Below are 21,798 nucleotides of genomic sequence, written 5' to 3'. Positions count from 1 at the left end.
AAATGCGCAAATCGAACCCAAGGGCGCTGCTGCTGCCCAACCTGGCGATCGCCCTGGCACTGGTGGCATCGCCCGCCATGGCCCAGTCAACCGATGGCGCCGAAGCCGATGACGCGGACAATGCCGATATCGTCGTGACCGCGACCAAGCGATCCGAAAGCCTGCAGAAGATCCCGCTGTCGGTTTCCGCAATCGGCGGCGACGATCTGGCCAAGGCGCGGGTCAACAGCGTCGATTCACTGGTGACCAAGGTCGCCAACCTGCAGCTGACCAGCATCGTTGGCGACAACACGCCGATCTTCGCGCTGCGCGGGGTTTCGATGTCGGACTATTCGCTCAACCAGTCGAGCCCGGTGGCGACCTATTATGACGAAGTCTACAAGGGCAATTTCGCCTTCCTGGGCGTGGCCATGTACGATCTGGAACGGGTCGAAGTGCTCAAGGGTCCGCAGGGTACGCTCTATGGCAAGAACACCACCGGCGGCGCGGTCAACCTGATCACCAAGACTGCCAAGCTGGGCGAAACCAGCGGCAATTTCAGCATGGGCTATGGCCGGTTCAACCGCGTCGATCTGAACGGCGCGGTCAACCTGCCGATTGGCGACAAGGCCGCGCTGCGCGTGGCGGGCACCTTTGCCCAGGCCAATGGCTGGTTCAAGAACGTCGTGCCCGGCCAGCCGGATCTGGCCGAAACCCGCGAATGGGGGCTGCGCGGCACCCTGGTGTTCGAACCCGCCGATGGTGTGAAGTTCACGCTGCGCGGTTCGACCAGCTATCAGGATCCGCGCAATTACGGGATCTATGCCCAGCCTGAGGCGATCAACCGCGCGGGCCTTGGCAAGTGGGAAATCGCTTCCAACGAAACCGCGCGGCGCAAGGCGCGGACCACTTCGGTGGCCTTGACCGCGAACTTCGACCTGTCGGACACTCTGGCGCTGACCAGCATCACGTCATACGACAAGGGATCGCTGCACTTCATCGAGGATACCGATGGCCAGTCGATCCAGCTGCTCGAAATTCCCTATGACGACGAGGCCAAGCAGTTCGCGCAGGACCTGCGCCTGACCAGCGACACCGGCGGCCCGTTCGATTTCATCATCGGCGCCTATTACAACCGTGAACAGGTGTTCAATTCGAGCAACTTCAAGATCGCCAACGACTATGATTACAACGGCGATCTGGTGGTCGATGCGCAGGACTGCATCGACAGCGGGATCTATGCCTGCCAGTTCAAGAACCAGTTCGACCAGACCAAGGAGAGCTTCGCGCTCTACAGCGATCTCAAATACGAACTGGGAGAGAACCTGACGCTGCGCGGCGGCTTGCGCTTCACGCACGACAAGGGCCGGCAGTACGGGTTCGAATCCAACGCCCTGGCGGTTGACGGCACGTTCCTGCAGAACCTGATTCCGCTGTCAGAGCTCAACTATTCGACCGACAACCTGTCGGGCAAGATCGGGCTCGACTACAAGTTTGCCAGCGGCAACATGGTCTATGCCAGCTTCAGCCGCGGCTATCGCGCGCCCAGCTTCAACGCCCAGGCGTTCTTCGATCCGTCGGAACTTTCGGTGGCCCAGTCCGAAAAGGTCAATGCCTTCGAAGTGGGCGCCAAGACCCAATTCGCCGATCGCAAGGTGACGCTGAACATGGCGGCGTTCTATTACGATTACCGCAACCAGCAGTTCATCAACGTCGATCCCAGCACGGCCGCGCAGACCCTGCTCAACATCCCCAAGTCGCGGATCATGGGCGCCGAGGCTGACCTGACGGTGCGCGCCAGCGACGGGTTCAGCCTGCATGCCGGGCTGGGCGTGCTGTCTACCAAGATCCTGAGCGGCACGGTCAGCGGCAACAATGTGGTCGGCAACCGGCTGTCGAACTCGCCCGAGTTCAGCATGAACCTGGGGCTGGATCTCACGCTGTTCGACGGGGCTTCGGGCAAGCTCTCGCTGCACCCGGAAATGGTCTATCAGACCAGCCAGTACTTCGAAGTGATCAACGTGCCGCGGCTCAAGCAGACCGGCTATGCGCTGCTGGGCGGGCACATCGACTGGGAAAGCGATGACGGTCAGTGGAACCTGTCGATCTGGGGCAAGAACCTGACCGATCAGCAGTATTTCACCTCGCGGGTGGACCTGCTGGCAGGCTTCGGTTTCGACTACAACCATGTGGGTTCGCCGCGCAGCTATGGTATCACCGTTGGGATGAATTTCTGAGTCGGGGCAGCCGACCGAAGGAGAGGAATGATGTCGGACTACAAGTTGCTGATCGGCGGCCAGCTGGTCGATGGCGATGCCGCGATGGATGTGATCAACCCGGCTACCGAAGAAGTGCTGGCGGTGTGCCCGCGCGGTTCGGAACGCCAGCTCAACGAAGCGGTGGCGGCGGCCAAGGCGGCGTTCAAGACCTGGCGCAAGGTGCCGATGGCAGATCGCCGCGCGATGGTCATGAAGCTGGCCGACGCGGTTGAGGCGCGGGTGGATGAATTCGGACGGCTGCTGACCCAGGAACAGGGCAAGCCGCTGGCGGAATCGACTGCGGAAATCGCCTATACTGCGGCGTTCCTGCGTTACCTCGCCTCGCTCGACCTTGAGAACAAGCTGATCGAGGACAACGAGACCCGCCGGGTCGAAATGCGGCGCAAGCCGCTGGGCGTTGTCGGGTGCATCATCCCGTGGAATTTCCCGGTACTGATCGTGGCCTTCAAGGCCCCCGTGGCGCTGCTTGCGGGTAACACCATTGTCATCAAACCGGCACCAACCACCCCGCTCACCACCCTTCGGCTGGGCGAGCTGATCAACGAGATCTTCCCAGCCGGCGTGGTCAACATCGTCACCGACCAGAATGATCTGGGCGGCGTGCTGACCACCCATCCCGATGTCGCCAAGATCAGCTTCACCGGATCGACCGAGACCGGCAAGAAGGTGATGGCCAGCGCCGCCAGCTCGATCAAGCGGATCACGCTGGAACTGGGCGGCAACGATGCCGCGATCGTACTGCCCGATGTCGATCCCAAGGTGGTCGCGCCGGGGATCTTCGGCGGGGCGACGATGAACGCCGGGCAGGTCTGCCTGGCGATCAAGCGGGTCTATGCCCACGAATCGATCTATGACGAACTGTGCGACGAACTGGCCAGGCTGGCCGATGCCGCGGTGGTCGATGACGGGCTGAAGCAGGGCGCCCAGATCGGCCCGCTGCAGAACAAGATGCAGTACGAAAAGGTCAAGGGCTTCCTCGAAGATGCCCGCGCCAACGGCAACATCATTGCCGGCGGGCAGGTTGAGGATCGGCCCGGCTACTTCATCCGCCCGACCATCGTGCGCGACGTGACCGACGGGACCAAGATCGTCGATGAGGAACAGTTCGGCCCGATCCTGCCGGTGATCAAGTTCAGCGATACCGAAGAGGCCCTGGAACGCGCCAATGCCAGCCCCTGGGGGCTGGGCGGCTCGGTCTGGTCGAACGATCGCGACAAGGCTTACGAACTGGCCTGCGAGATCGATTCGGGCACCGTCTGGATCAACAAGCACCTTGATTTCGGTCCGAACATCCCGTTCGGCGGGGCCAAGCAATCGGGCATCGGGGTCGAATTCGCCGAGGAAGGGCTTTATGAATTCACCCAGATCCAGGTGATCAACGAAGCACGATGAGCCAGCTCAGCTACGCCAAGGGCGTCACACAGCCGCCACTGCTCGAGGAGACCATCGGCGAAGCGCTGGAACGCGCCGCCAGCGCCTGGCCCGATCGCCTGGCGCTGGTTTCGCGCCACCAGTCGATCCGCTGGACCTGGGCCGAACTCAACGCCGAGGTTGACCGGATCGCTACCGGGTTGCTGCATGAAGGCGTGGCCAAGGGCGACCGGGTCGGGATCTGGGCACCCAACTGCGCCGAATGGGCGGTGGTCCAGTTCGCCACCGCCAAGATCGGTGCAGTGCTGGTTACGATCAACCCGGCCTACCGGGTCAGCGAGGTCGAATACGCGCTCAACAAGGTTGGCTGCACGGTGCTGGTCACCGCGCCCAGCTTCAAGACCAGCGACTATATCGGCATGCTGCGCGAACTTGGCCCGAACAAGCTGCCGTTTGTGCGGCTGATGGTTTCGCTGGGGGATGCCCGCCACGAAGGCTTCATGCCGTGGGCCGATCTGCGGCGGCAAAGCGAAGCCGCACGGCTTGAGGCGATCGCCAGGACGCTCGATCGCAACGATGCGATCAACATCCAGTTCACCAGCGGCACCACCGGGTTCCCCAAGGGCGCGACGCTGACCCATCGCAACATCCTCAACAATGGCTACTTCACCGCCCGCACGATCAAGCTGACTCCGGATGACCGGATCTGCATCCCGGTTCCGCTCTACCACTGTTTCGGCATGGTGCTGGGCAATCTGGCGGCGCTGACCAGCGGGGCGGCGATGGTCTATCCGGGCGAAGCCTTCGATCCCCGGGCCGCGCTGGAGGCGGTGCAGGCCGAGGGCTGCACTGCGCTCTATGGCGTGCCGACCATGTTCATCACGGTGCTCAGCCAGCCCGATCTGGACAGCTTCGACGTTTCGACACTGCGCACCGGGATCATGGCCGGATCGCCGTGCCCGATTTCCACGATGCGCAGCGTGATCGACCAGCTCAACATGCACGAAGTGACGATCGGTTACGGGATGACCGAAACCAGCCCGCTGACCACCCAGACCGCCACCGACGATCCGCTGGCCGAACGCGTCGGCACGGTCGGGCGGGTCCACCCCCATGCCGAGGCCAAGATCGTCGGGCTTGACGGTTCGACGCTGCCGATCGGCGAGCAGGGCGAATACTGTTCGCGCGGCTATGCGGTGATGCTGGGCTATTGGGACGATCCCGAAAAGACCGCCGAGGCAATCGATGCCGAAGGCTGGATGCATTCGGGCGACCTCGCGACGATGGACGCCAATGGCTATGTCCGCATCACCGGGCGCATCAAGGACATGATCATCCGCGGCGGTGAGAACATCTATCCGCGTGAGATCGAGGAATTCCTGCTGACCCATCCCTACATCACCGATGCCCAGGTTTTCGGCGTGTCGGACGAGAAATATGGCGAGGAAGTCTGCACCTGGGTGATCCCCAAGGCCGGGTATGACCTGCTTCCCGAGGATATTCTGGCGCACTGCAAGGGGCAGATCGCGCACTACAAGGTCCCGCGCTATATCAAGGTGGTCGATCAGTTCGCGATGACTGTCACCGGCAAGGCGCAGAAGTTCGAAATGCGCAAGATGATGGAGATCGAACTGGGACTGGCCGATGACTGACGCGGCGCCGCCATCGCAGTTCATGAAGGCCGTGCAGGACGGCGACGTGCTGGTGGTTACGCTTGACCGCGCAGACAAGCGAAACGCGCTATCGGCGGCCTTCATCGAGGAGATTGTCGATCTGTTCGAATGGATCCGCCGCAGCGATGCGGTGCATGCAGTGGTGGTCCGGGCCGAAGGTTCGGTGTTCTGCGCCGGGCTCGACCTGATCGAGCATCACCTCGAAGAACGCTCGGCCACCGATTTCATGTACATCTGCCGGCGCTGGCATGCCGCCTTCGATGCGATCCAGCATTGCGGCAAGCCGGTGGTGGGTGCGCTCAATGGGGCAGTGGTGGGCGGCGGGCTGGAATTGGCCAGTGCCTTCCACATCCGGGTTGCCGATCCGACCACCTATTTCGCCTTGCCCGAAGGCCAGCGCGGGATCTTCACCGGCGGCGGCGCGACCGTGCGCGTGGCCCGGCTGGTGGGCGAGGCGCGGATGATCGACATGATGCTGACCGGCCGGGTCTATTCGGGCGAAGAAGCCGTGGCGGTGGGGCTGTGCCAGTACCTGACCCAGGGGCCCAGCCTGGACAAGGCGCTGGAAATTGCCCGCAAGGCGGCGCAGAACCCGCCGCTGTCGAACTTCGCGATCACCTCGGGCATTGCCCATATCGGCAACATGGCCTCTGGCGATGCCTATTACGCCGAAGCCTTCATCGCCGGGATCACCAACACCCAGCCGGCTTCGAAGGAACGCCTGGCCGCCTTCATGAACAAGACCGCCGCCAAGGTGCTCAACGACTGAGCGCTTGTCGCGGCCTTGCGGCGGCCTGGTCGCAACACCCTTGCGCGCTTTGCCTCCAACGCTATGGGATCGAGACAAAGCGAGGGCGGATCGATGCAATATGATGTCTTGATTGTCGGTGCCGGGCAGGGCGGGGCCTATGCCGCGATCCAGCTGCGTCAGCAGGGTTTCGAAGGGACGATTGCCCTGATCGGCCGTGAAAGCGAGCCACCTTATGAACGCCCGCCGCTGTCCAAGGAATACATGCTGGGGGACAAGGAATGGGATCGGCTGCTGATCCGTCCGGCCAGCTTCTGGGGCGACAAGCAGATCGAACTGGTGCTGAACGCCGAGGTTTCAAGCGTGGATGCCGCTGGCCGTGTGGTGACACTGGCCGATGGCCGCACAGTCGGCTTTGGCGAGCTGATCTGGGCGGCGGGCGGTGATCCGCGTCCGCTGAGCTGCCCGGGGGCCGAGCTGCAAGGCGTCCACGCCGTGCGCACCCGTGCCGATGCCGATGCGATCCTGGCCGAGCTGGCCGGGGTCGAGCGTGTGGCGATCGTCGGTGGCGGCTATATCGGGCTTGAGGCGGCGGCGGTGCTGCGCAAGCTGGGCAAGGAGGTGACCCTGCTGGAAGTGCTGCCGCGCGTGCTGGCACGGGTCGCCGGGCCGCAGCTTTCGGAATTCTATGAGAGCGAACACCGCGCGCACGGGGTCGATCTGCGGACCGGCACCGGGGTGGTGGCGATCGAGGGCACTGACCGGGTGCGCGGCGTGCGGCTGAGCGATGACAGTGTGATCGAATGCCAGATGGTGATCGTCGGCATCGGCATCATCCCGGCGGTCGGCCCGCTGATCGCGGCCGGGGCGGCGGGCGGCAACGGGGTCGATGTCGATCAGTATTGCCGCACGGTGCTGCCGCATGTCTGGGCGATCGGCGATTGCGCGGCCCATGCCAGCAAGTTTGCCGATGGCGCGGTGATCCGGCTGGAAAGCGTCCAGAACGCCAATGACATGGCCAGCTCCGTCGCCAAGGCAATCACCGGCGATCCGCAACCCTATGGCGCAACGCCGTGGTTCTGGTCGAACCAGTATGACCTCAAGCTGCAGACCGTCGGGCTCAGCGCCGGGCACGATGCCAGCGTGCTGCGCGGCGATCCGGCCAGCCGCAGCTTTGCGGTGATCTATCTGCGCGGCGGCCGGATCATCGCCTGCGACGCGGTCAACTCGGTCAAGGACTATGTCCAGGCGCGCAAGCTGGTTGAGGAAGGGGCGAAGATCGCGCCCGAGGATCTGGCCGACACCAGCCGCCCGCTGAAGGAGCTGGACCGGATCTAATCCGCCTTGCTGTAGCTCGGCAGGCCCAGTCCCCGGCTGATCGCATACCCGCGCAACACGAACCCGGCCAGCGCCGCGCCGGTCCAGGCAATCTCGCGCGGCCAGCCCAGCCCGGTGCCCAGCGCGCAGAGCACCGAGGCGAGCGCGGCAGCGGTGACATAGATTTCGGGGCGCATGATGATCGAGGGACGCCCGGCCAGCACATCGCGGATCACTCCGCCAACGCAGCCGGTGATCACGCCCATCAGCACCGCGGGAACCGGCGCGATCGCAAAGGCCAACGCCTTGGCGGTGCCCAGCACGGCATAGGCGGCCAACCCCAGCGCATCGGCCCAGTCAAGCAGCTTGCCTTCCCACCAGCGGTGCGGGGTGAACCAGGCAATCAGCGCCACCCCAAGGCAGACCGGCGCCACCCACGGATCGCGCACCCAGAACACCGGGGCGCCGATCAAAAGGTCGCGCACCGAACCGCCACCGACCCCGGTGATCAGTGCAAAGAAGCTCATCGTCACAAAGGTCTGCCGCAGTTTCGCAGCCAGCAGCGCGCCGGTCAGCGCGAAGACTGCCGTGCCGGCCAGGTCCAGCACCGCCGGGATTTGCGGCAGGTCAGCCATGCAGCAGCTGGCCGATCCGGGTGGCCATGGCGACGCAATCGCGATCGGCAAAGCGCGGACCTATCACCTGCATGCCCACCGGCAAATGCCCTGCCGCACCCACCGGCAGCACCGTGGAAGGCAGCGCCGGGAAGGTGGCCAGGCCGGCATAGGCCAGCACCGCCTCGGCCCCGGCGGTGCCGTGTTCCAGCGGGAAGCGGCGTTGCTGCATCGAGGTCAGATCATGGGCAAAGGCGGGGATCGCGGCGGGTGCAGCCAGGACGAAATCGTAATGCTCGAACAGCGCTGCCCAATGCCGCTGCAGCCGGGTCTGCGCGTCGAGCAGCGCGAACCAGTCCGCCGCGCTGGCCAGCTTGCCATCGGGACCGGGCGCGCCCATCGCCATCGCGATTCCCAGCATCCGCATGTAATCGCCGTGCGCGCGGACCAGGTCGGGCAGGGCGGCCGGGTCCTGCTTGATTGTGCCGCCGGCGGCGCCGATCGCCACAATCGCCGCCTCGATCGGATCCCGCACCGCACCCTCGACCGCGCAGAGCGGATGATCGCCAAGGTATAGGAAGCGGCACTGGTCGATCGGCTTGTCGTGCCGGGGCAGCGGCAGGTCGAGCGTCAGGTCGAGCAGCAGGGCCAGATCAGCGCCATTGCGGGCGAGCGGGCCGACCACGCCCAGCGCGATCTCGTGGCCATCGGTTTCGGGGAAGTTCTGTCCATCGCCGCTGACCGCGCCCCAGGTGGTCTTGTGCCCCCACACGCCCGAAAAGTGCGCCGGGATCCGGATCGATCCGCCGATGTCGCTGCCATATTCGGCCGGCACCATGCCGCTGGCCAGCGCCGCCGCCGCGCCGCCCGAGGAACCGCCGGGCGAGCGGGCGGCATCGTGCGGATTGTTGGTCCGGCCATAGTTGGGATTGTCGCACTGCCAGTCGGACAGGAATGGCGGGACATTGGTCTTGCCCAAGAAGATCGCTCCGGCGCGCTTCAGGCGCTTGACCACCACCGCATCCTCGCAGGCGATGTAGCCCTTGTGTTCCGCCAGCCCCCAGCTGGTCGGCAGCCCGGCAATGTTGAAGCTTTCCTTGATCGTCATCGGCAGCCCGAACAGCGGCTGGCCCTGGCCTGGACGCTGGCCGTCAAGCGCCCTGGCGGCATCGCGGGCGCGATCGAAATCGCGGACCACCACCGCGTTGATCGCCCCGTCAAGCGCCTCGATCCGCGCGATCGCGGCATCGACGGCCTCAAGCGGGGAAAGCTCGCCGCGCGCGATCTGGGCCGCGAGCGCGATCGCGCCGGGTTCCTGGGTCAACTTGGGGTACATGGGTCACTCCTGCCTCGCTTGGAGCAGGCTAGCCTTGAACGCGGGCAGCGTCACACCCTTTTCGCGGTGCGCCGCCGTCGGAACAGCAGGGTTGTGCCGAACAGGCTGGTGACCAGGGCGGCGGTGCCGAACAGCCAGAGCAGCCAGTGGCTGGTATCTTCACGCCCCACGGGATCCATGATGTGCAGGCCCCACATGAAATCAAAAGCGCGCCACCAGCCAGTGCGCAGCGCCAGCACCTCGCCGGTATCGGCATCGATGTAGAGATGGGTGCCATCGGCAAAGCTGGCCTGCCAGCTTGGTCGGGGCCTGCGCAGGTCCAGCGGGGCCTGGTCGGCGGTGAACCGGCGGATCCCGCTCAGCGCAGCCGGGCCGGCATAGGCGGCTTCGGCCAGCTGACGGGCTTCCATCACCTCAACCGGCCCCAGCGCTGCCCCGCTGTCGGCCGAATAGCGCGCCTGGCGTTTGTCGGCACCGGTCGTCACCCAGACCGCGCGCGGCCCTTCCTGCACCAGCGCCAGCCGCGTGGTCGGTGTACTTAGCTGGGGCGGGACCAGCACTTGCGGCGCAAATGGTGCAGGTTGGCGGCGCAGGTCCTCACCGCGCACCTGCTCGATCGGGCGCAGCACCATGAACAGTCCGCTGAGCGTCCACAGCACCAGCGGAATGGCAGCGGCCCAGCCCAGCCAGATGTGCCAGCGGGCCAGGCGTTGCATGAATTTCTTGCGCGGGACAGGTGCGGTTTGCATGGGCGCATCCCTTGCACCCGTGCAGCGGCCGTGGCCAGATTGAATTTGCCCGTCAGGCGGCCTTGCGGACGTGGGTGAGGAAATCGGCCACTTCGTTGCGCAGCGCTGCGGCCTGGCTCTTGAGGTCGCTTGACGAATGCAGCACCTGCGCCGCCGCCGCGCCGGTCGCCAGCGAGGCATCGCGGACCTGCAGGACCGAGCTGGAGACCAGTTCGGTGCTGCGCGCGGCCATGTCGATGCTGCGGGCCAGTTCGTGCCCGGCGGCCGATTGCTGATCGACTGCCGCAGCAATCGCGATCGAGGTGCCTTCCAGCTCGTTGATCTGCTTGGCAACCGCGCCCAGTGCATCGATCGTGGTGCTGGTGTTGGCCTGGATCTTGTTGATCTGCACCGCCACGCGCTCGGTCGCCTTGCCGGTCTGCGCGGCCAGTTCCTTGACTTCGGCGGCAACCACCGCGAACCCGCGTCCCGCCTCGCCGCCGCGCGCGGCTTCGATCGAGGCATTGAGCGCCAGCAGATTGGTGCGCTGGGCGATCGAGGAAATCAGTTCGACGATCTGGCCGATCTCTTCAGCCGAAGTGGCCAGCGCGGCCATCGCGCTGTCGGCCTCGTTGGTTGCTTCGGCAGCCTTGCGGGCAACGCTGGCCGAACCGGTGGCCTGACGGCTGATTTCGTTGATCGACAGCGCGAATTCATCGCTGGCGGCAGCCGCGGCGGTGACACCGGCAGCGGCTTCCGACATCGAGCTCGAGACATTCTCGCTCTGGTTCGACGATTGCTCGGCAGTTTCGGCCATCGAGGTCGCGGTCGATTCAAGCTGTGAGGATGCCGCGGCAACGCCGTTGACAACCTGGCCAACCTGCCCTTCGAAGCGGGCAGCCAGTTCCAGCAACTGGCGGGCATGTTCCTGTTGCTGCTCGGCGGCCTGATCGCGCAGGTCCTTGAGCAGGAAGGCACCCTTCTTGGCCTTTTCAAGCGAGCGCGCCATCTCGCCCATTTCGTCGCCGCGCTCGGCATGGCGAATGTCGAGCTCGAAGATCCCGTCGGCAATCTTGCCGATATCCTCGGTCAGGTCTTCGAACGGCTTGATGATGTGATCGACAATGAACCGGCCGACAAACAGCGAATAGGCAATGCATAGCGCCGCGACACCCAACGGGAGGGCAATCACCGCCCAGGGCGCATCGAACAGCACCAGCGTGATCGCGCTGACCAGACTGACCGCCAGCATGGTCAGGGTGGACATCAGGGTCAGCACGCGCAGTTTGCCGGCAACCGGTTGGTCGACAAACCATTTGAGCGAAGCAGGTGTCTTGTTCACTGGTCTAATCCCCCTGGATTTCAACCGTTGGCCTTCTTGCGCCGCGGGCGCTTGGCGGCTTTGTCCGTGCCGCCTGCGACGTCGGCCCGGGCATCGATCTGATTGGCGATTTCATCGGCCGGAATGGCCTTGGAATAGAGCCAGCCCTGCATCTGATCGCACCCGGCGACCCGCGCCAGCGTGGCATGCGATTCGGTTTCGATCCCTTCGGCGGTCACCTGCATGCCCAATGCCTTGGCCATGGTTACGCTGGAGGTCATGACAGTGCGGCTGGAAAAGTCGGTTTCGGCTTCGACGATCAGCGAGCGGTCGAGCTTGAGTTTTTCGAAGCGGAAGCGCCGCAGGAAGCCGATCGAGGCATAGCCGGTGCCATAGTCATCCAGCACGATGCCCACGCCAAAATCGCGCAGCATTTCAAGGTTGCGGCCAGCCACCGTGGTATCGCCGACCAGGAAGGTCTCGGTGACCTCGATTTCCAGGCGCGCGGCCGGGAAGCCGGTTTCTTCAAGGATCTGGCCAACCAGCAACGGAAACTGCGGGTTGCGCAGCTGGACCACCGAGACATTGACCGACAGCTTGATATCGTCCCAACTGCAGGCATCGGTGCAGGCCTGACGCAGAACCCAGGCGCCGATTGCGTCGATCAGTCCGGTTTCCTCGGCCACGGGGATGAACTTGTCGGGACCGATCCGCATCCCGTCGGGCCGTTCCCAGCGGATCAGGGCTTCGACAGCGATGACCTGGCCATTGGTTGAATCGATCAGCGGCTGATAATGCAGCGCCAGATGGCCTTCGCTCAGCGCCGTCCGCAGGTCGGCATCGATGGTCTTTTGCAGTTCGCGGTTCTGCTCGAATTCCGGGCTGAACCAGGTCAGACGCATCTTGCCGCGTGATTTGGAGGCATTCATTGCGATATCGGCCTGGCGCAGCAGGTCCGAGGTTCCCTTGCCTTCGTCAATCTTGCCGCGAGCCATGCCGATGCTGGCCCCCAGCACGATCGAGCGGTCATCGACCATGATCGGTTCGGCCAGGCGGACCAGCAGCCGACGGCAGGTTCCTTCGATGATGTTGCCGGCCAGCGGGCCGCACATCACAATCGCGAATTCATCGCCGCCAAGGCGGTAGGCCTGGCCATCGCTGCCGCACAGCTCGCGCATGATCGCGGCGATTTCCTTGATCACCCGGTCTCCCACCGAATGGCCATAGAAGTCATTGACCGTCTTGAAGCCATCGAGATTGAACATGGCCAAGGCGATTTCTTCATCGGCACAGGCGCAGGCTCTGACATCGCGGTGCAGGCCGCGCCGGTTGGGCAGACCGCACAGGCTGTCGGTCTGGGCGAGCTTTTCGAGTTGGGCCATGTGGCGCTGCCCGGCCTTGACCAGCCAGAAGCAGGCCAAAAGATAGACCATCAGCCCGATCAGGTAGGCAACATTGCCGACCCTCAGGCCGAAGGGGTGGAACTGGTCGATGGTCCAGATCGCGGTCAGGATCGCGGCCGGCAGCCCCAGCACGATGGCTGCTACCGACTTGATCGACATTCCGCGTGTTGAAAGGCCTAGGTCCATCCCGATACTCCCCGCAGATGGGCTAATCCATCGCAGTTAATATCAAGTAACCGTGAATATTGGCAAATAGTCGTTTGAATTCAGGCGGCTGCTGATTTGGTCCAGTGATTTCCCGAATTCAGCCGATATAGCGAACAGTCACTGGCGGTCGAAGCAAAGCCCAGTGAAGGGTCGAGTACTGTTTCGCCGCCACCCAGCAAAAGCAGCGCATGCGGTGCCATTCCGGCGGCAAGGTGCTGAAAAGCGACACGCTTTGTCGCGTCATCAAAGTACAGCAACAGGTTGCGGCACAGTACCAGATCGAATTTTTCACCGGCAGGCGGACCTTCGAGCAGGTTTTGCACGCTGAACCGGATTGAGCGGTGCAGGGCATCGCTTGCCTTCCAGCCGTCGGGCGTTTCGGTGAAATGTTCGAGCATCTGCCCGACGCCAAGCCCGCGCTGGATCTCGAACTTGGTATAGACCCCGCGCCGGGCAGTTGCGATCGCGTTCTGCGACACATCGGTCGCGACGATCCGGATCGTCCAGCCATGCCACTGTGCGGCGTGTTCGTGCAGCAGGATCGCCAGGCTGAGCGCTTCCTGACCAGTCGAGCAGCCGGCCGACCAGATGGTGAGCTGGCGGGTGGCCGACTTGGCCTGGGCCAGCTGCGGCAGAAACTGATTGGCGATCTTTTCCAGCGCCGGTCGGTCACGGAAGAAGTAGGTTTCGTTGTTGAGCAGGGCTTCGACCAGATCCTGTTCGACCGAGGCCGCGTCGGGTTCGGTCAAAAGTGTCATCAGGTCGGCGCTGTGGCCCAGGCCGCGCTGGCGCACCACGGTTTCGATGGCGCGATCGATGCGCCAGATGCGGTCGTCGTTGAGGACCTGGCCGGTCCGCTGTTTGAACAGCCTGGCTATAATGGGAATGAATTGCTGATGAAGGTTTCGCTCCATCAATCGGCCTTTGCGCAGAGCGCGATTCGCGTCGCAATGTCGCGCGGGTGCAGCACGGCGCTGGCCAGTCCCGCCTTGGCGATCGAACCCGGCATGCCCCAGACCACCGAACTGACCTCGTTCTGCACCACGACCGCACTGCCGGCATCGATCAGCGCCTGCGCGCCTTCGGTCCCGTCGCGGCCCATGCCAGTCAGCACCACACCCATCGCGCCATCGCGGTAGACCTTGGCGAGCGATTCAAACATCCGGTCAACCGACGGGACATAGCCCGAGGATGAAACCTTGCGGTCAAGCTTGATGCCCGGTTGCGGCTTGCCGTCCTTGAGGCACAGGTGCGCATCGCCAGGAGCCAGGAAGATCTGATCGGCGACCAAAGGCATGCCATCGCGCGCCACCAGCACCTTGCGCCCGGAAATCTCCTGCAATTGCCCGGCATAGGCATCGGTGAACATCGGCGGCAGATGCTGGGTAATCAGGATCGGCACGCCCAGTTCGGCGGGCAGCTGCGCCAGCACCATGCCGGTGGCCTGCACCCCGCCGGTCGAGGCGCCAATGGCCACGATCCGGGCGCGGAACCCGGCCGGGCTCGGACGGATTGCCACTGCCGGTGCGGCTGGCTTGGGATCGCCTTCAGCGCGGCGCAGCGGACGGCGGCCCAGTGCCCGGATCCGGGCGACCAGTCGTTCGCGATAGGCCTGGTCGAACCCGCCCGGCTCGGGCTTCAGCAGGGTATCGGCTGCTCCGGCGGCCAGGGCCTGGATCGAATGGACCGCGCCCTCCTCGGTCAGCGAGGAGACCACCAGGACCTTGGCCGAACCGGCCAGGCGGGTGATCTGGGGCAGGGCCTGCATCCCGCCCATTCCCGGCATTTCGAGATCGAGCAGGATAACATGGACGTGGAGCGAGCCCAGCTGGCTGATCGCGTCTTCGGCCGTGGTGGCCACACCGGCCAGTTCCAGCCCGGGCTCAGCCTCGATCAGGCGCGAGAAGACCGCACGAACCAGACTGGAATCGTCAACGATGAAGACGCGGATGCCGCCGCCCGAAGCGGGGGCCGCATCACTGCTTATGGGATTGGTTGCCATTGCCGGTCTCACACCATGCCGATCAGTTGCAGCTTGAGCTGCAGCGTTTCATGGTCGAACGGCTTCATGACATATTCGTTGGCTCCGGCGGCAATTGCCTCACGAATGTGATCGGCGTCATATTCGGTGGTGCAGAACACCACCTTGGGCGCGGCGCCATCGGGGCGCGCGCGCAACGCCTTGATGAATTCGATCCCGTTCATCACCGGCATGTTCCAGTCGAGCAGGATCAGATCAGGCATCGCGGCATCGCAGGCCGTCAGGCCCTGCTGGCCATCCTCGGCTTCAGAAACGGACATGCCCAGACCTTCGACGATGTGGCGGGTGATCTTGCGGATCACGCGCGAATCCTCAACGATCAGGCATGACTTGGCCCCGGCGACGGGCTGTGCATCGCCGAATTCCGAAGATTTGACTGCTGCATTCATGCTCAAGCTGCTTTCTGCTGCTCTGGCCCGGCGATCAGCCGTTCCAGATCGATCAACAACATTACCCCGACAGAAGTTTCCAATTTGCCCACCGCGCATCGCTTCCATCCGGGAGCGAGTTTGAGCGACAGTGCTTCCGGTTCGCCCATGGCATCGACGACGTTTTCAACCGCATCGATCGCAATCGCATAGCCGCAGCCGTCGATTGTGGTGACCAGCGCCAGTTCATGACCGTCACCCTGGGGTTCGAGTTCAAGCGCAAGTGCGGAATCGATCACGGTCAGCGATTGACTGCGCAGCGTGGTGAGGCCGGCGATATGGCCCGGTGCACGCGGTACCGACACCACTTCACCCAGCCGGATCACCGACTGGACCAACTGGGCTGGGATGGCGATCCGTTCACCGGCAACCCGGGCGACCAGGACGGACTGGGTCATCGTGCGCTCCTGGCGGTCATGGCGCGCAGCGCTTGCGAAAGACCGGCTAGATCCTCGCGGGCGATCGCGCTGTCGCTGGTGTGTCCATCGCCGATCAGCAGCACCTGTTCGGCCCGGGCCGCACCGGCAGGTGCATCGTGGTCGAAACGGACCTCAAGATCGACGTGGGTGCGATTGTCTTCAATGACGGCATAGCCCGCCGCCTCGACCATCGGCCGCAGAAAATCGCGCGCCCATGGGTCATCCTGCGGCAGCCGGCAGGTCGGACCATCGGTGCCTGGTACGGGCAAATCGTCGATCGCCCCGAACCGCCCGAATTCAAGCAGTTCGACCGGCTGGTCGCCAAGCAGACCCAGCCGGTGGCCGGACTGGAAGGTGATCGTGGCGGGATCAAGATCTTCGGCGCCGACATCGCCTGCCGTGGCATAGGCCAGGCGGCAGGCATCATCGGAGATGACCAGGATGTCGAGCAATGCGTCTTCGGGCAGGGTGTCCTCGAGCCCCAGCAGCGGAATGATTTCGCCATCCAGCACGACATGCGCCGCCGATCCGGCAAAACCGACTGCGGCCTGGCCAACTTCGGCGATCCGCTCGACCGCTTCCATCGCCACCGCCTTGCGGCTGCCGTCGCGGGCCGCGAAAGCCACGACCGGGACCAGCAATTCGGCCTGATCAAACCGGGTTTCGGCCTCGCTATCGAGGCGCAACCGGCCCTGGCCCTCGGATAGCAGGCCCGATTGACGGCCGATCCCGGCGACATCGAGCATCAGCGCCGGGCTGCCGTCGCTGAGCTGAACCACTCCGACATAGAGCCCGGTGGCGGTGATTGCCGGCGCAACCGGGCGCACCACCAGATCGCCGCTGTCAACAATTGCATCAACCGCCAGCGCAAAGACCGAACCGTCGATCATCTTGACCATCACCAGCACCTGCTGGAGCGGCGCCTTGTGCCCGGCGATGCCCAGGACCTGATCAAGGCTGAGGCACGGGTGCAGACCGTCGCGCAGGGTGATGTGGCGAACCCCGCCGATCCGCTCGGCTTCGACACCGTCACCGCCGGTCACGATTTCACTGACATAGGAGCGCGGCAGCGAGAAGGTCTGTTCGCCGACCTGGACGGTCAGCGAGGGGACGATGCTGAGCGTCAGCGGCACATCGAGGATCACCGCGCAGCCCATGCCCGCGGTGGTATCGACCCGCAGCTTGCCGCCGATCCGTTCGATGCTGTCGCGCACGACATCCATGCCCACACCGCGCCCGGATATCTTGGTCACTTCGCTGGCGGTGGTGAGGCCGGGTTCGCAGACCAGCATGGCGCGCTGGGCCGGGGTCAGCTGGCTGGCCTGTTCGCGGGTCAGCAGCCCGCGGGCGATCGCCTTTTCGACCAGCCGGTCCAGATCAATCCCGCGACCATCGTCGCTGATCGCGATACGGATGACGTTCCCGGTCTGGCGGGCGCTCAGCCGCACCTGTCCGGTACCCGGCTTGCCGGCCGCGCGGCGTTCGTCCAAGGTCTCAAGCCCGTGATCGACCGCGTTGCGCACGATGTGCAGCAGCGGATCGCGCAGCAGTTCGATCATTTCGCGGTCAAGTTCAACTTCGCCGCTTTCGATTTCAATCGCCACCTGCTTGCCAAGATCGGCGGCCAGATCGCGAACCATGCGCTGATAGCTGGAAAACAGGTTGGAAATCGGCTGCATCCGCACCCGGGTCATGATCGCCTGGGTATCGGCCAGGATGGTCGAAAGCCGGTTGAAGCTGGCCTCGATCCCGGCATGATGGCCCAGCGAGGCGATCTGGCGCTGCAATTCGTTGCGCACCAGGATCATGTCGGAAATGCCGCTCATGAAGCGATCGACCAGATTGGTCGGCAGGCGCACGGTGCGCAGCGATTCACCCTGGCGGGCCGGGCCGGATGAGGCCGGATCTTCGCTGGGTGCGGCAACCGGCGCGGCGACTGCGACCGGTTCGATTTCCTTACCCGAAAGCGCCGCGATCAGTTGATCGTCATTGCCTTGCGAAACTTCCGTACCGGAATCGATCGCATCGACCATCTCGCCGATCCGGTCCACCACCGCGAGCACCGCGTCAACCAGCCGGGCGTCGATCGTCCGCTTGCCGCTGCGCACGCCGGCCAGTGCGTCTTCGGCCGCATGGGCCAGCGCTTCCAGCCGGGGCAGGTCGAAGAATCCGCAGTTGCCCTTTACCGTGTGAAAGAAGCGGAAGATCACATCCAGACGTGCCTGATCGCCCGGTTCGCGTTCCCACGCGACCAGCTCCCGTTCGAGTGCATCAAGCATCTCGCGGGATTCATTCACGAATTCGGCGATGAACTCATCCATCGGCATCAGCTCCTGCCGCGCTTATGAAGGGAATTCGTTAACCATGAGTTAGGGGCACAGCCCAAAAATTCAGCTCGGGATGGAGCAGGAACCGCGCTTGGCCGCGCCCGGTCATGGTTGACTTTGTCTTAACCATTGTCGGGTATTGCCGCGGGCAGACTAGGAAAAGGGTTGGCCATGTACGTCGAGAAGATCGCTTCAGAGACCCCTTTGCTCGATCAGTCGGTCGCCAGCGATTGCGGCGACCTGGCGGTGGGCTGCACCGAGGCCGCTGGCCAGATCGAGCGCGCCACCAGGCACATGGCCGGCCAGATCAGCGAACTTGCCGAACTTGACGATGTTGTCGGCTCGCTCGAACACGACCAGCGTTCGATCGCCGAATCCGCCGATGAGGCGAAGACCCTGTCAGCGCAGGCCTGCGACCGGCTCGACAAGGGCAGCCAGCGTGTTGCCTCGGCCGTGCAGGAATTCCATTCGACCATCGACCTGATCTCGCGGCTGGGCGCGCACGTCACCAATTTCGCAACCGTGATGGAACAGGTCCAGCACGTGACCAAGGGGATCGAAGCGATCACCCGCACCACCAATATGCTGGCGCTCAACGCCACGATCGAGGCTGCCCGCGCGGGCGAGGCCGGCAAGACCTTTGCCGTGGTCGCCGCCGAAGTGAAAAAGCTGGCCCAGAACACCAGCGCCGCAGTGGACGAAATCCAGCAGGCCGTGGGCAAGCTGGCGATCGAAGCCTCGGGCCTGGTCAGCGAGATCCAGTCCGGGGTCGATCAGTCAAGCCGGGCCGAGCAGCAGCTTGGCACCGTTACGTCAGTGTTGCAGGAAGCGACCCAGCTGGTGATCATGCTCGATGAAACCAGTGACCGGGTGGCGCAAAGCTCGTCTGCGGTCCATGCCAAGGGCATGCAGGTGCGCGATGCGGTGGACCGGGTGGTCTCCTCGGTCCGCGACAATTCGACCATGCTCGAAGTGACCCGCGAAAGCGTGCTGGCGATGGAACGGACCTCCAGCCAGCTGTTCAATGCGGTGATTTCGGCCGGGGTTTCGCCCAACGATACCGAAATCGTCGAGCTTGCCCTGGGCTTCCGAGACGAGCTGGTGACCCTGACCGAGGCCGCGATCGAGGCTGACGAAATCCGCCTCGATGCGCTGTTCGACACCCAGTACCGCCTGGTGCCGGGATCGAACCCCGAACGCTTTCGTACCTCGCTGAGCGACTGGGCCGATGCCAACTGGCGCCCGCTGTTCGACCGGATCCGGACCAGCCATCACCGGATCGTGATGTGTTCGGCTGCCGACATGAACGGCTTCCTGCCGACCCACGTAACCGAACATTCACGCGTGCCCATCGGCGATCTGGCGCACGATACCAAATATTGCCGCAATGGCCGGATCCTGCTGGACGATACCGACAAGCTGGCCAAGGCCAGCCAGGCACCGTTCTTCATGACGGTCTATCGCCAGGAAGGCGATGGCACCAACTATGTGGTGGTGCGCAACGTCTATACCCCGGTGACCATTCAGGGCCGCCGCTGGGGCGATCTGGAAGTGGCCTACCAGATCAAGGGGTGATCGCCGGACGCCTGCAATGGGCGCCAGCGCGGATCAGATATGGATCGGCTTGCCGGTCACCGCCATCGCCGCTTCCTTCACCGCTTCCGAATGGGTCGGGTGGGCGTGGCAGGTGTAGGCGATGTCTTCCGACGTGGCGCCGAACTCCATCGCCTGCGCGGCCTGCGCGATCATCGTTCCGGCGACCGAAGCGATGCACCACACGCCCAACACCTTGTCGGTTTTGGCATCGGCGATCACTTTCACGAAACCTTCGGGCTCATGGTTGGTCTTGGCGCGGCTGTTGGCCATCATCGGGAACTTGCCGACCTTGATCTCGCCGCGCTCCTTGGCGGCTTCCTCGGTCAGCCCCACGCCGGCCATTTCGGGCATGGTATAGACCACGCCGGGGATCACATCGTGGTTCACGATGCCGACGCCGGTGGCGATATATTCGGCCACGGCCACGCCTTCATCCTCGGCCTTGTGGGCCAGCATCGGACCGGGGATCACATCTCCGATCGCGCGCACGCCATCGACCTTGGTCCTGAAATCGTGCCCGGTTTCAATCTGGCCGCGCGCGTTGGTTTCAAGCCCGATGTTCTCAAGCCCCAGTCCTTCGGTGTTGGGGCGGCGGCCGATCGCGACCAGCACGCAATCGGCCTCGACCGTTTCGGCGGCACCGCCCTTGGCGGGTTCAAGCGTCAGCGTGGCCTTCTTGCCCTTGACGCTCGCGCCGGTCACCTTGGTGCCCAGCTTCAGGTCCATGCCCTGCTTCTTGAACACCTTGGCGGCTTCCTTGCGCACGTCCATGTCCATGCCCGGCAGCAGCGCATCGAGGTATTCGACCACGGTGACCTTGGCCCCCAGCCGCCGCCAGACCGAGCCCAGCTCAAGCCCGATCACCCCGCCGCCGATCACCACCAGATGCTGTGGCACCTTGGCAAGGGCGAGGGCGCCGGTGCTGTCGACGATCACGCCCTTGTCGTTATCGACCTCGACGCCGGGCAACGGCGTGACCGACGAACCGGTGGCGATCACCACTTCCTTCGCGGTGTAATCCTTGCCGGCGACCGTGATGGTGTGCGCATCCTTGAACGTGCCATAGCCCTTGAGCCAATCGACCTTGTTCTTCTTGAACAGGAATTCGATCCCGCCCGTCAGGCCCTTGACCGCATCGGCCTTGTCGGCCTGCAGCGCGGCGAGATCGAAATCGACCTTGCTTACCTTCACGCCGTAACGGGCAAGCGCACCGCTGGCGACCTCGTCATACTTCTCCGAGCCGTGCAGCAGCGCCTTCGAAGGAATGCAGCCGACGTTGAGGCAAGTCCCGCCCAATGTCTCGCGCCCTTCGACGCAGGCCGTCTTCAGCCCGAGCTGCGCCGCGCGAATCGCGCCGACATAGCCGCCGGGACCGGCACCAATGACGATAAGGTCGTAGTCGTATTCAGCCATGTTTCGTCCGTTCAGGTATAATAGGTGATGATCGCCTCACCACGGCTTGCTGCCTCTTGCGCGAACTGGCGCAGGTTTTCAAAATTCTCGACGGCGTATTCGCGGATGTCATCAACATCACCGCGCTCGATGACATTACCCATATAGATCTCGCTCAGGGGCATTTCGTCGGGCACGTAACGGTTGAGGAACTGTTCAATCGTCATAGCCGACACCGCAGCCGCAAAAGCACGGACGCTGTCTGGTGAAATCAGGTTGGGTTTGCCAAGACCAAGATCAAGGTCAGCAATAGGGTGTAAATCATCGCCTATCAGCGCCAAGGGTCCTTCGCCACGGCCGGTATCACCGCACAACAGATAGTGGATGACGTGCCACGCCTTATCGAGATCGGTTTCATCGTTGTCTGATCGATCTGGAACAGGGCCCGTGTCGACCTTGGGAGCGCGTCCGAACAATCTTGAAAGGAAGCCCTGAGCGGGCTCCTCATACACACCGTCCTCTTGGAAGATGAATTCCGCCAAGGCCTTCGGGCGATTGCGAAGAACTTCAACGTTTTCGGGACTGGTGCGGATCAAACAATATGCGATGCCCATATTTC

At 63.9% G+C, this 21,798-nt stretch carries 18 protein-coding genes; 6 read left to right on the top strand and 12 right to left on the bottom strand.

Annotation, left to right across the window (positions count from 1 at the left end; translation table 11 throughout):
- The first annotated feature begins 2 nt into the window (after positions 1 to 2).
- The 5 genes from IT549_RS03540 (at position 3) to IT549_RS03520 (ending at position 7,388) form a co-directional block, all read left to right on the top strand.
- Positions 3 to 2,216, top strand: a complete 2,214-nt coding sequence (locus IT549_RS03540) for a TonB-dependent receptor (protein ID WP_292970014.1) — start codon at positions 3 to 5, stop codon at positions 2,214 to 2,216.
- Positions 2,217 to 2,246: 30 nt separating this feature from the next.
- Positions 2,247 to 3,650, top strand: a complete 1,404-nt coding sequence (locus tag IT549_RS03535) for an aldehyde dehydrogenase family protein (protein WP_292970012.1) — start codon at positions 2,247 to 2,249, stop codon at positions 3,648 to 3,650.
- A complete protein-coding gene (locus IT549_RS03530; RefSeq protein WP_292970010.1) occupies positions 3,647 to 5,281 on the top strand; it encodes an AMP-binding protein in 1,635 nt (544 codons plus the stop codon). Before IT549_RS03535 ends, IT549_RS03530 begins: the two co-directional genes overlap by 4 nt.
- The gene (locus IT549_RS03525) at positions 5,274 to 6,071 is read left to right on the top strand and encodes a crotonase/enoyl-CoA hydratase family protein (protein WP_292970008.1); all 798 of its coding nucleotides are present in this window, start codon (positions 5,274 to 5,276) and stop codon (positions 6,069 to 6,071) included. Before IT549_RS03530 ends, IT549_RS03525 begins: the two co-directional genes overlap by 8 nt.
- Positions 6,072 to 6,164: 93 nt before the next feature.
- Positions 6,165 to 7,388, top strand: coding sequence for an FAD-dependent oxidoreductase (locus IT549_RS03520; RefSeq protein ID WP_292970006.1), 1,224 nt, complete (start codon positions 6,165 to 6,167; stop codon positions 7,386 to 7,388).
- Here the strand turns inward: IT549_RS03520 and IT549_RS03515 are convergent.
- The 10 genes from IT549_RS03515 to IT549_RS03470 all read right to left on the bottom strand — a co-directional run bounded on the left by IT549_RS03515 (position 7,385) and on the right by IT549_RS03470 (position 18,185).
- Positions 7,385 to 8,002 (bottom strand): trimeric intracellular cation channel family protein, encoded by a 618-nt coding sequence (locus tag IT549_RS03515; protein ID WP_292970004.1) that lies wholly within the window; start codon positions 8,000 to 8,002, stop codon positions 7,385 to 7,387. The genes IT549_RS03520 and IT549_RS03515 overlap by 4 nt on opposite strands.
- Positions 7,995 to 9,317 (bottom strand): amidase family protein, encoded by a 1,323-nt coding sequence (locus IT549_RS03510; protein WP_292970002.1) that lies wholly within the window; start codon positions 9,315 to 9,317, stop codon positions 7,995 to 7,997. Before IT549_RS03510 ends, IT549_RS03515 begins: the two co-directional genes overlap by 8 nt.
- Before the next feature lie 50 nt (positions 9,318 to 9,367).
- A complete protein-coding gene (locus tag IT549_RS03505) occupies positions 9,368 to 10,066 on the bottom strand; it encodes a PepSY domain-containing protein (protein WP_292970000.1) in 699 nt (232 codons plus the stop codon).
- Between the two features lie 52 nt (positions 10,067 to 10,118).
- Complete coding sequence (locus IT549_RS03500; protein ID WP_292969998.1) at positions 10,119 to 11,387, bottom strand: methyl-accepting chemotaxis protein; 1,269 nt, start codon at positions 11,385 to 11,387, stop codon at positions 10,119 to 10,121.
- 20 nt (positions 11,388 to 11,407) lie between these two features.
- Complete coding sequence (locus tag IT549_RS03495; RefSeq protein WP_292969996.1) at positions 11,408 to 12,928, bottom strand: bifunctional diguanylate cyclase/phosphodiesterase; 1,521 nt, start codon at positions 12,926 to 12,928, stop codon at positions 11,408 to 11,410.
- Positions 12,929 to 13,035: 107 nt separating this feature from the next.
- Complete coding sequence (locus IT549_RS03490; RefSeq protein WP_292969994.1) at positions 13,036 to 13,890, bottom strand: protein-glutamate O-methyltransferase CheR; 855 nt, start codon at positions 13,888 to 13,890, stop codon at positions 13,036 to 13,038.
- Positions 13,890 to 14,978, bottom strand: a complete 1,089-nt coding sequence (cheB, locus tag IT549_RS03485; RefSeq protein ID WP_292969992.1) for a chemotaxis-specific protein-glutamate methyltransferase CheB — start codon at positions 14,976 to 14,978, stop codon at positions 13,890 to 13,892. The genes IT549_RS03490 and cheB overlap by 1 nt, the downstream gene beginning before the upstream one ends.
- An 8-nt stretch (positions 14,979 to 14,986) precedes the next feature.
- On the bottom strand, positions 14,987 to 15,406 hold the full coding sequence (locus tag IT549_RS03480) for a response regulator (protein ID WP_292969990.1): 420 nt from the start codon (positions 15,404 to 15,406) through the stop codon (positions 14,987 to 14,989).
- A gap of 2 nt (positions 15,407 to 15,408) precedes the next feature.
- The gene (locus IT549_RS03475) at positions 15,409 to 15,843 is read right to left on the bottom strand and encodes a chemotaxis protein CheW (RefSeq protein WP_292969988.1); all 435 of its coding nucleotides are present in this window, start codon (positions 15,841 to 15,843) and stop codon (positions 15,409 to 15,411) included.
- Complete coding sequence (locus IT549_RS03470) at positions 15,840 to 18,185, bottom strand: Hpt domain-containing protein (RefSeq protein WP_292969986.1); 2,346 nt, start codon at positions 18,183 to 18,185, stop codon at positions 15,840 to 15,842. The genes IT549_RS03475 and IT549_RS03470 overlap by 4 nt, the downstream gene beginning before the upstream one ends.
- Positions 18,186 to 18,362: 177 nt before the next feature.
- Between IT549_RS03470 and IT549_RS03465 the strand changes: the two genes are divergently transcribed.
- The gene (locus IT549_RS03465; RefSeq protein WP_292969984.1) at positions 18,363 to 19,766 is read left to right on the top strand and encodes a methyl-accepting chemotaxis protein; all 1,404 of its coding nucleotides are present in this window, start codon (positions 18,363 to 18,365) and stop codon (positions 19,764 to 19,766) included.
- A gap of 33 nt (positions 19,767 to 19,799) precedes the next feature.
- Here IT549_RS03465 and lpdA read toward each other — a convergent pair whose 3' ends face one another.
- A complete protein-coding gene (lpdA, locus tag IT549_RS03460) occupies positions 19,800 to 21,200 on the bottom strand; it encodes a dihydrolipoyl dehydrogenase (protein WP_292969982.1) in 1,401 nt (466 codons plus the stop codon).
- A gap of 11 nt (positions 21,201 to 21,211) precedes the next feature.
- Positions 21,212 to 21,793 carry a YfbM family protein gene (locus IT549_RS03455; protein ID WP_292969980.1) on the bottom strand — a complete coding sequence of 194 codons (582 nt, stop codon included), beginning with the start codon at positions 21,791 to 21,793 and terminating at the stop codon, positions 21,212 to 21,214.
- Between the last annotated feature and the right edge of the window lie 5 nt (positions 21,794 to 21,798).

Source organism: Novosphingobium sp., from assembly GCF_020852455.1.
Lineage (GTDB): Bacteria > Pseudomonadota > Alphaproteobacteria > Sphingomonadales > Sphingomonadaceae > Novosphingobium.
Note: the sequence above shows the minus strand (reverse complement) of the source record. Positions and strands in the feature narration are given on the sequence as shown.

Bases quoted from the DNA above. Each gene is read 5' to 3' on its own strand.
- cheB (WP_292969992.1), bottom strand. From the start codon at position 14,978: ATGGCAACCAATCCCATAAGCAGTGATGCGGCCCCCGCTTCGGGCGGC.
- IT549_RS03490 (WP_292969994.1), bottom strand. From the start codon at position 13,890: ATGGAGCGAAACCTTCATCAGCAATTCATTCCCATTATAGCCAGGCTG.
- IT549_RS03470 (WP_292969986.1), bottom strand. From the start codon at position 18,185: ATGGATGAGTTCATCGCCGAATTCGTGAATGAATCCCGCGAGATGCTT.
- IT549_RS03510 (WP_292970002.1), bottom strand. From the start codon at position 9,317: ATGTACCCCAAGTTGACCCAGGAACCCGGCGCGATCGCGCTCGCGGCC.
- IT549_RS03540 (WP_292970014.1), top strand. From the start codon at position 3: ATGCGCAAATCGAACCCAAGGGCGCTGCTGCTGCCCAACCTGGCGATC.
- IT549_RS03515 (WP_292970004.1), bottom strand. From the start codon at position 8,002: ATGGCTGACCTGCCGCAAATCCCGGCGGTGCTGGACCTGGCCGGCACG.
- IT549_RS03475 (WP_292969988.1), bottom strand. From the start codon at position 15,843: ATGACCCAGTCCGTCCTGGTCGCCCGGGTTGCCGGTGAACGGATCGCC.
- IT549_RS03495 (WP_292969996.1), bottom strand. From the start codon at position 12,928: ATGTCGATCAAGTCGGTAGCAGCCATCGTGCTGGGGCTGCCGGCCGCG.
- IT549_RS03520 (WP_292970006.1), top strand. From the start codon at position 6,165: ATGCAATATGATGTCTTGATTGTCGGTGCCGGGCAGGGCGGGGCCTAT.
- IT549_RS03530 (WP_292970010.1), top strand. From the start codon at position 3,647: ATGAGCCAGCTCAGCTACGCCAAGGGCGTCACACAGCCGCCACTGCTC.
- IT549_RS03465 (WP_292969984.1), top strand. From the start codon at position 18,363: ATGTACGTCGAGAAGATCGCTTCAGAGACCCCTTTGCTCGATCAGTCG.
- IT549_RS03505 (WP_292970000.1), bottom strand. From the start codon at position 10,066: ATGCAAACCGCACCTGTCCCGCGCAAGAAATTCATGCAACGCCTGGCC.
- IT549_RS03455 (WP_292969980.1), bottom strand. From the start codon at position 21,793: ATGGGCATCGCATATTGTTTGATCCGCACCAGTCCCGAAAACGTTGAA.
- IT549_RS03525 (WP_292970008.1), top strand. From the start codon at position 5,274: ATGACTGACGCGGCGCCGCCATCGCAGTTCATGAAGGCCGTGCAGGAC.
- IT549_RS03480 (WP_292969990.1), bottom strand. From the start codon at position 15,406: ATGAATGCAGCAGTCAAATCTTCGGAATTCGGCGATGCACAGCCCGTC.
- IT549_RS03535 (WP_292970012.1), top strand. From the start codon at position 2,247: ATGTCGGACTACAAGTTGCTGATCGGCGGCCAGCTGGTCGATGGCGAT.
- lpdA (WP_292969982.1), bottom strand. From the start codon at position 21,200: ATGGCTGAATACGACTACGACCTTATCGTCATTGGTGCCGGTCCCGGC.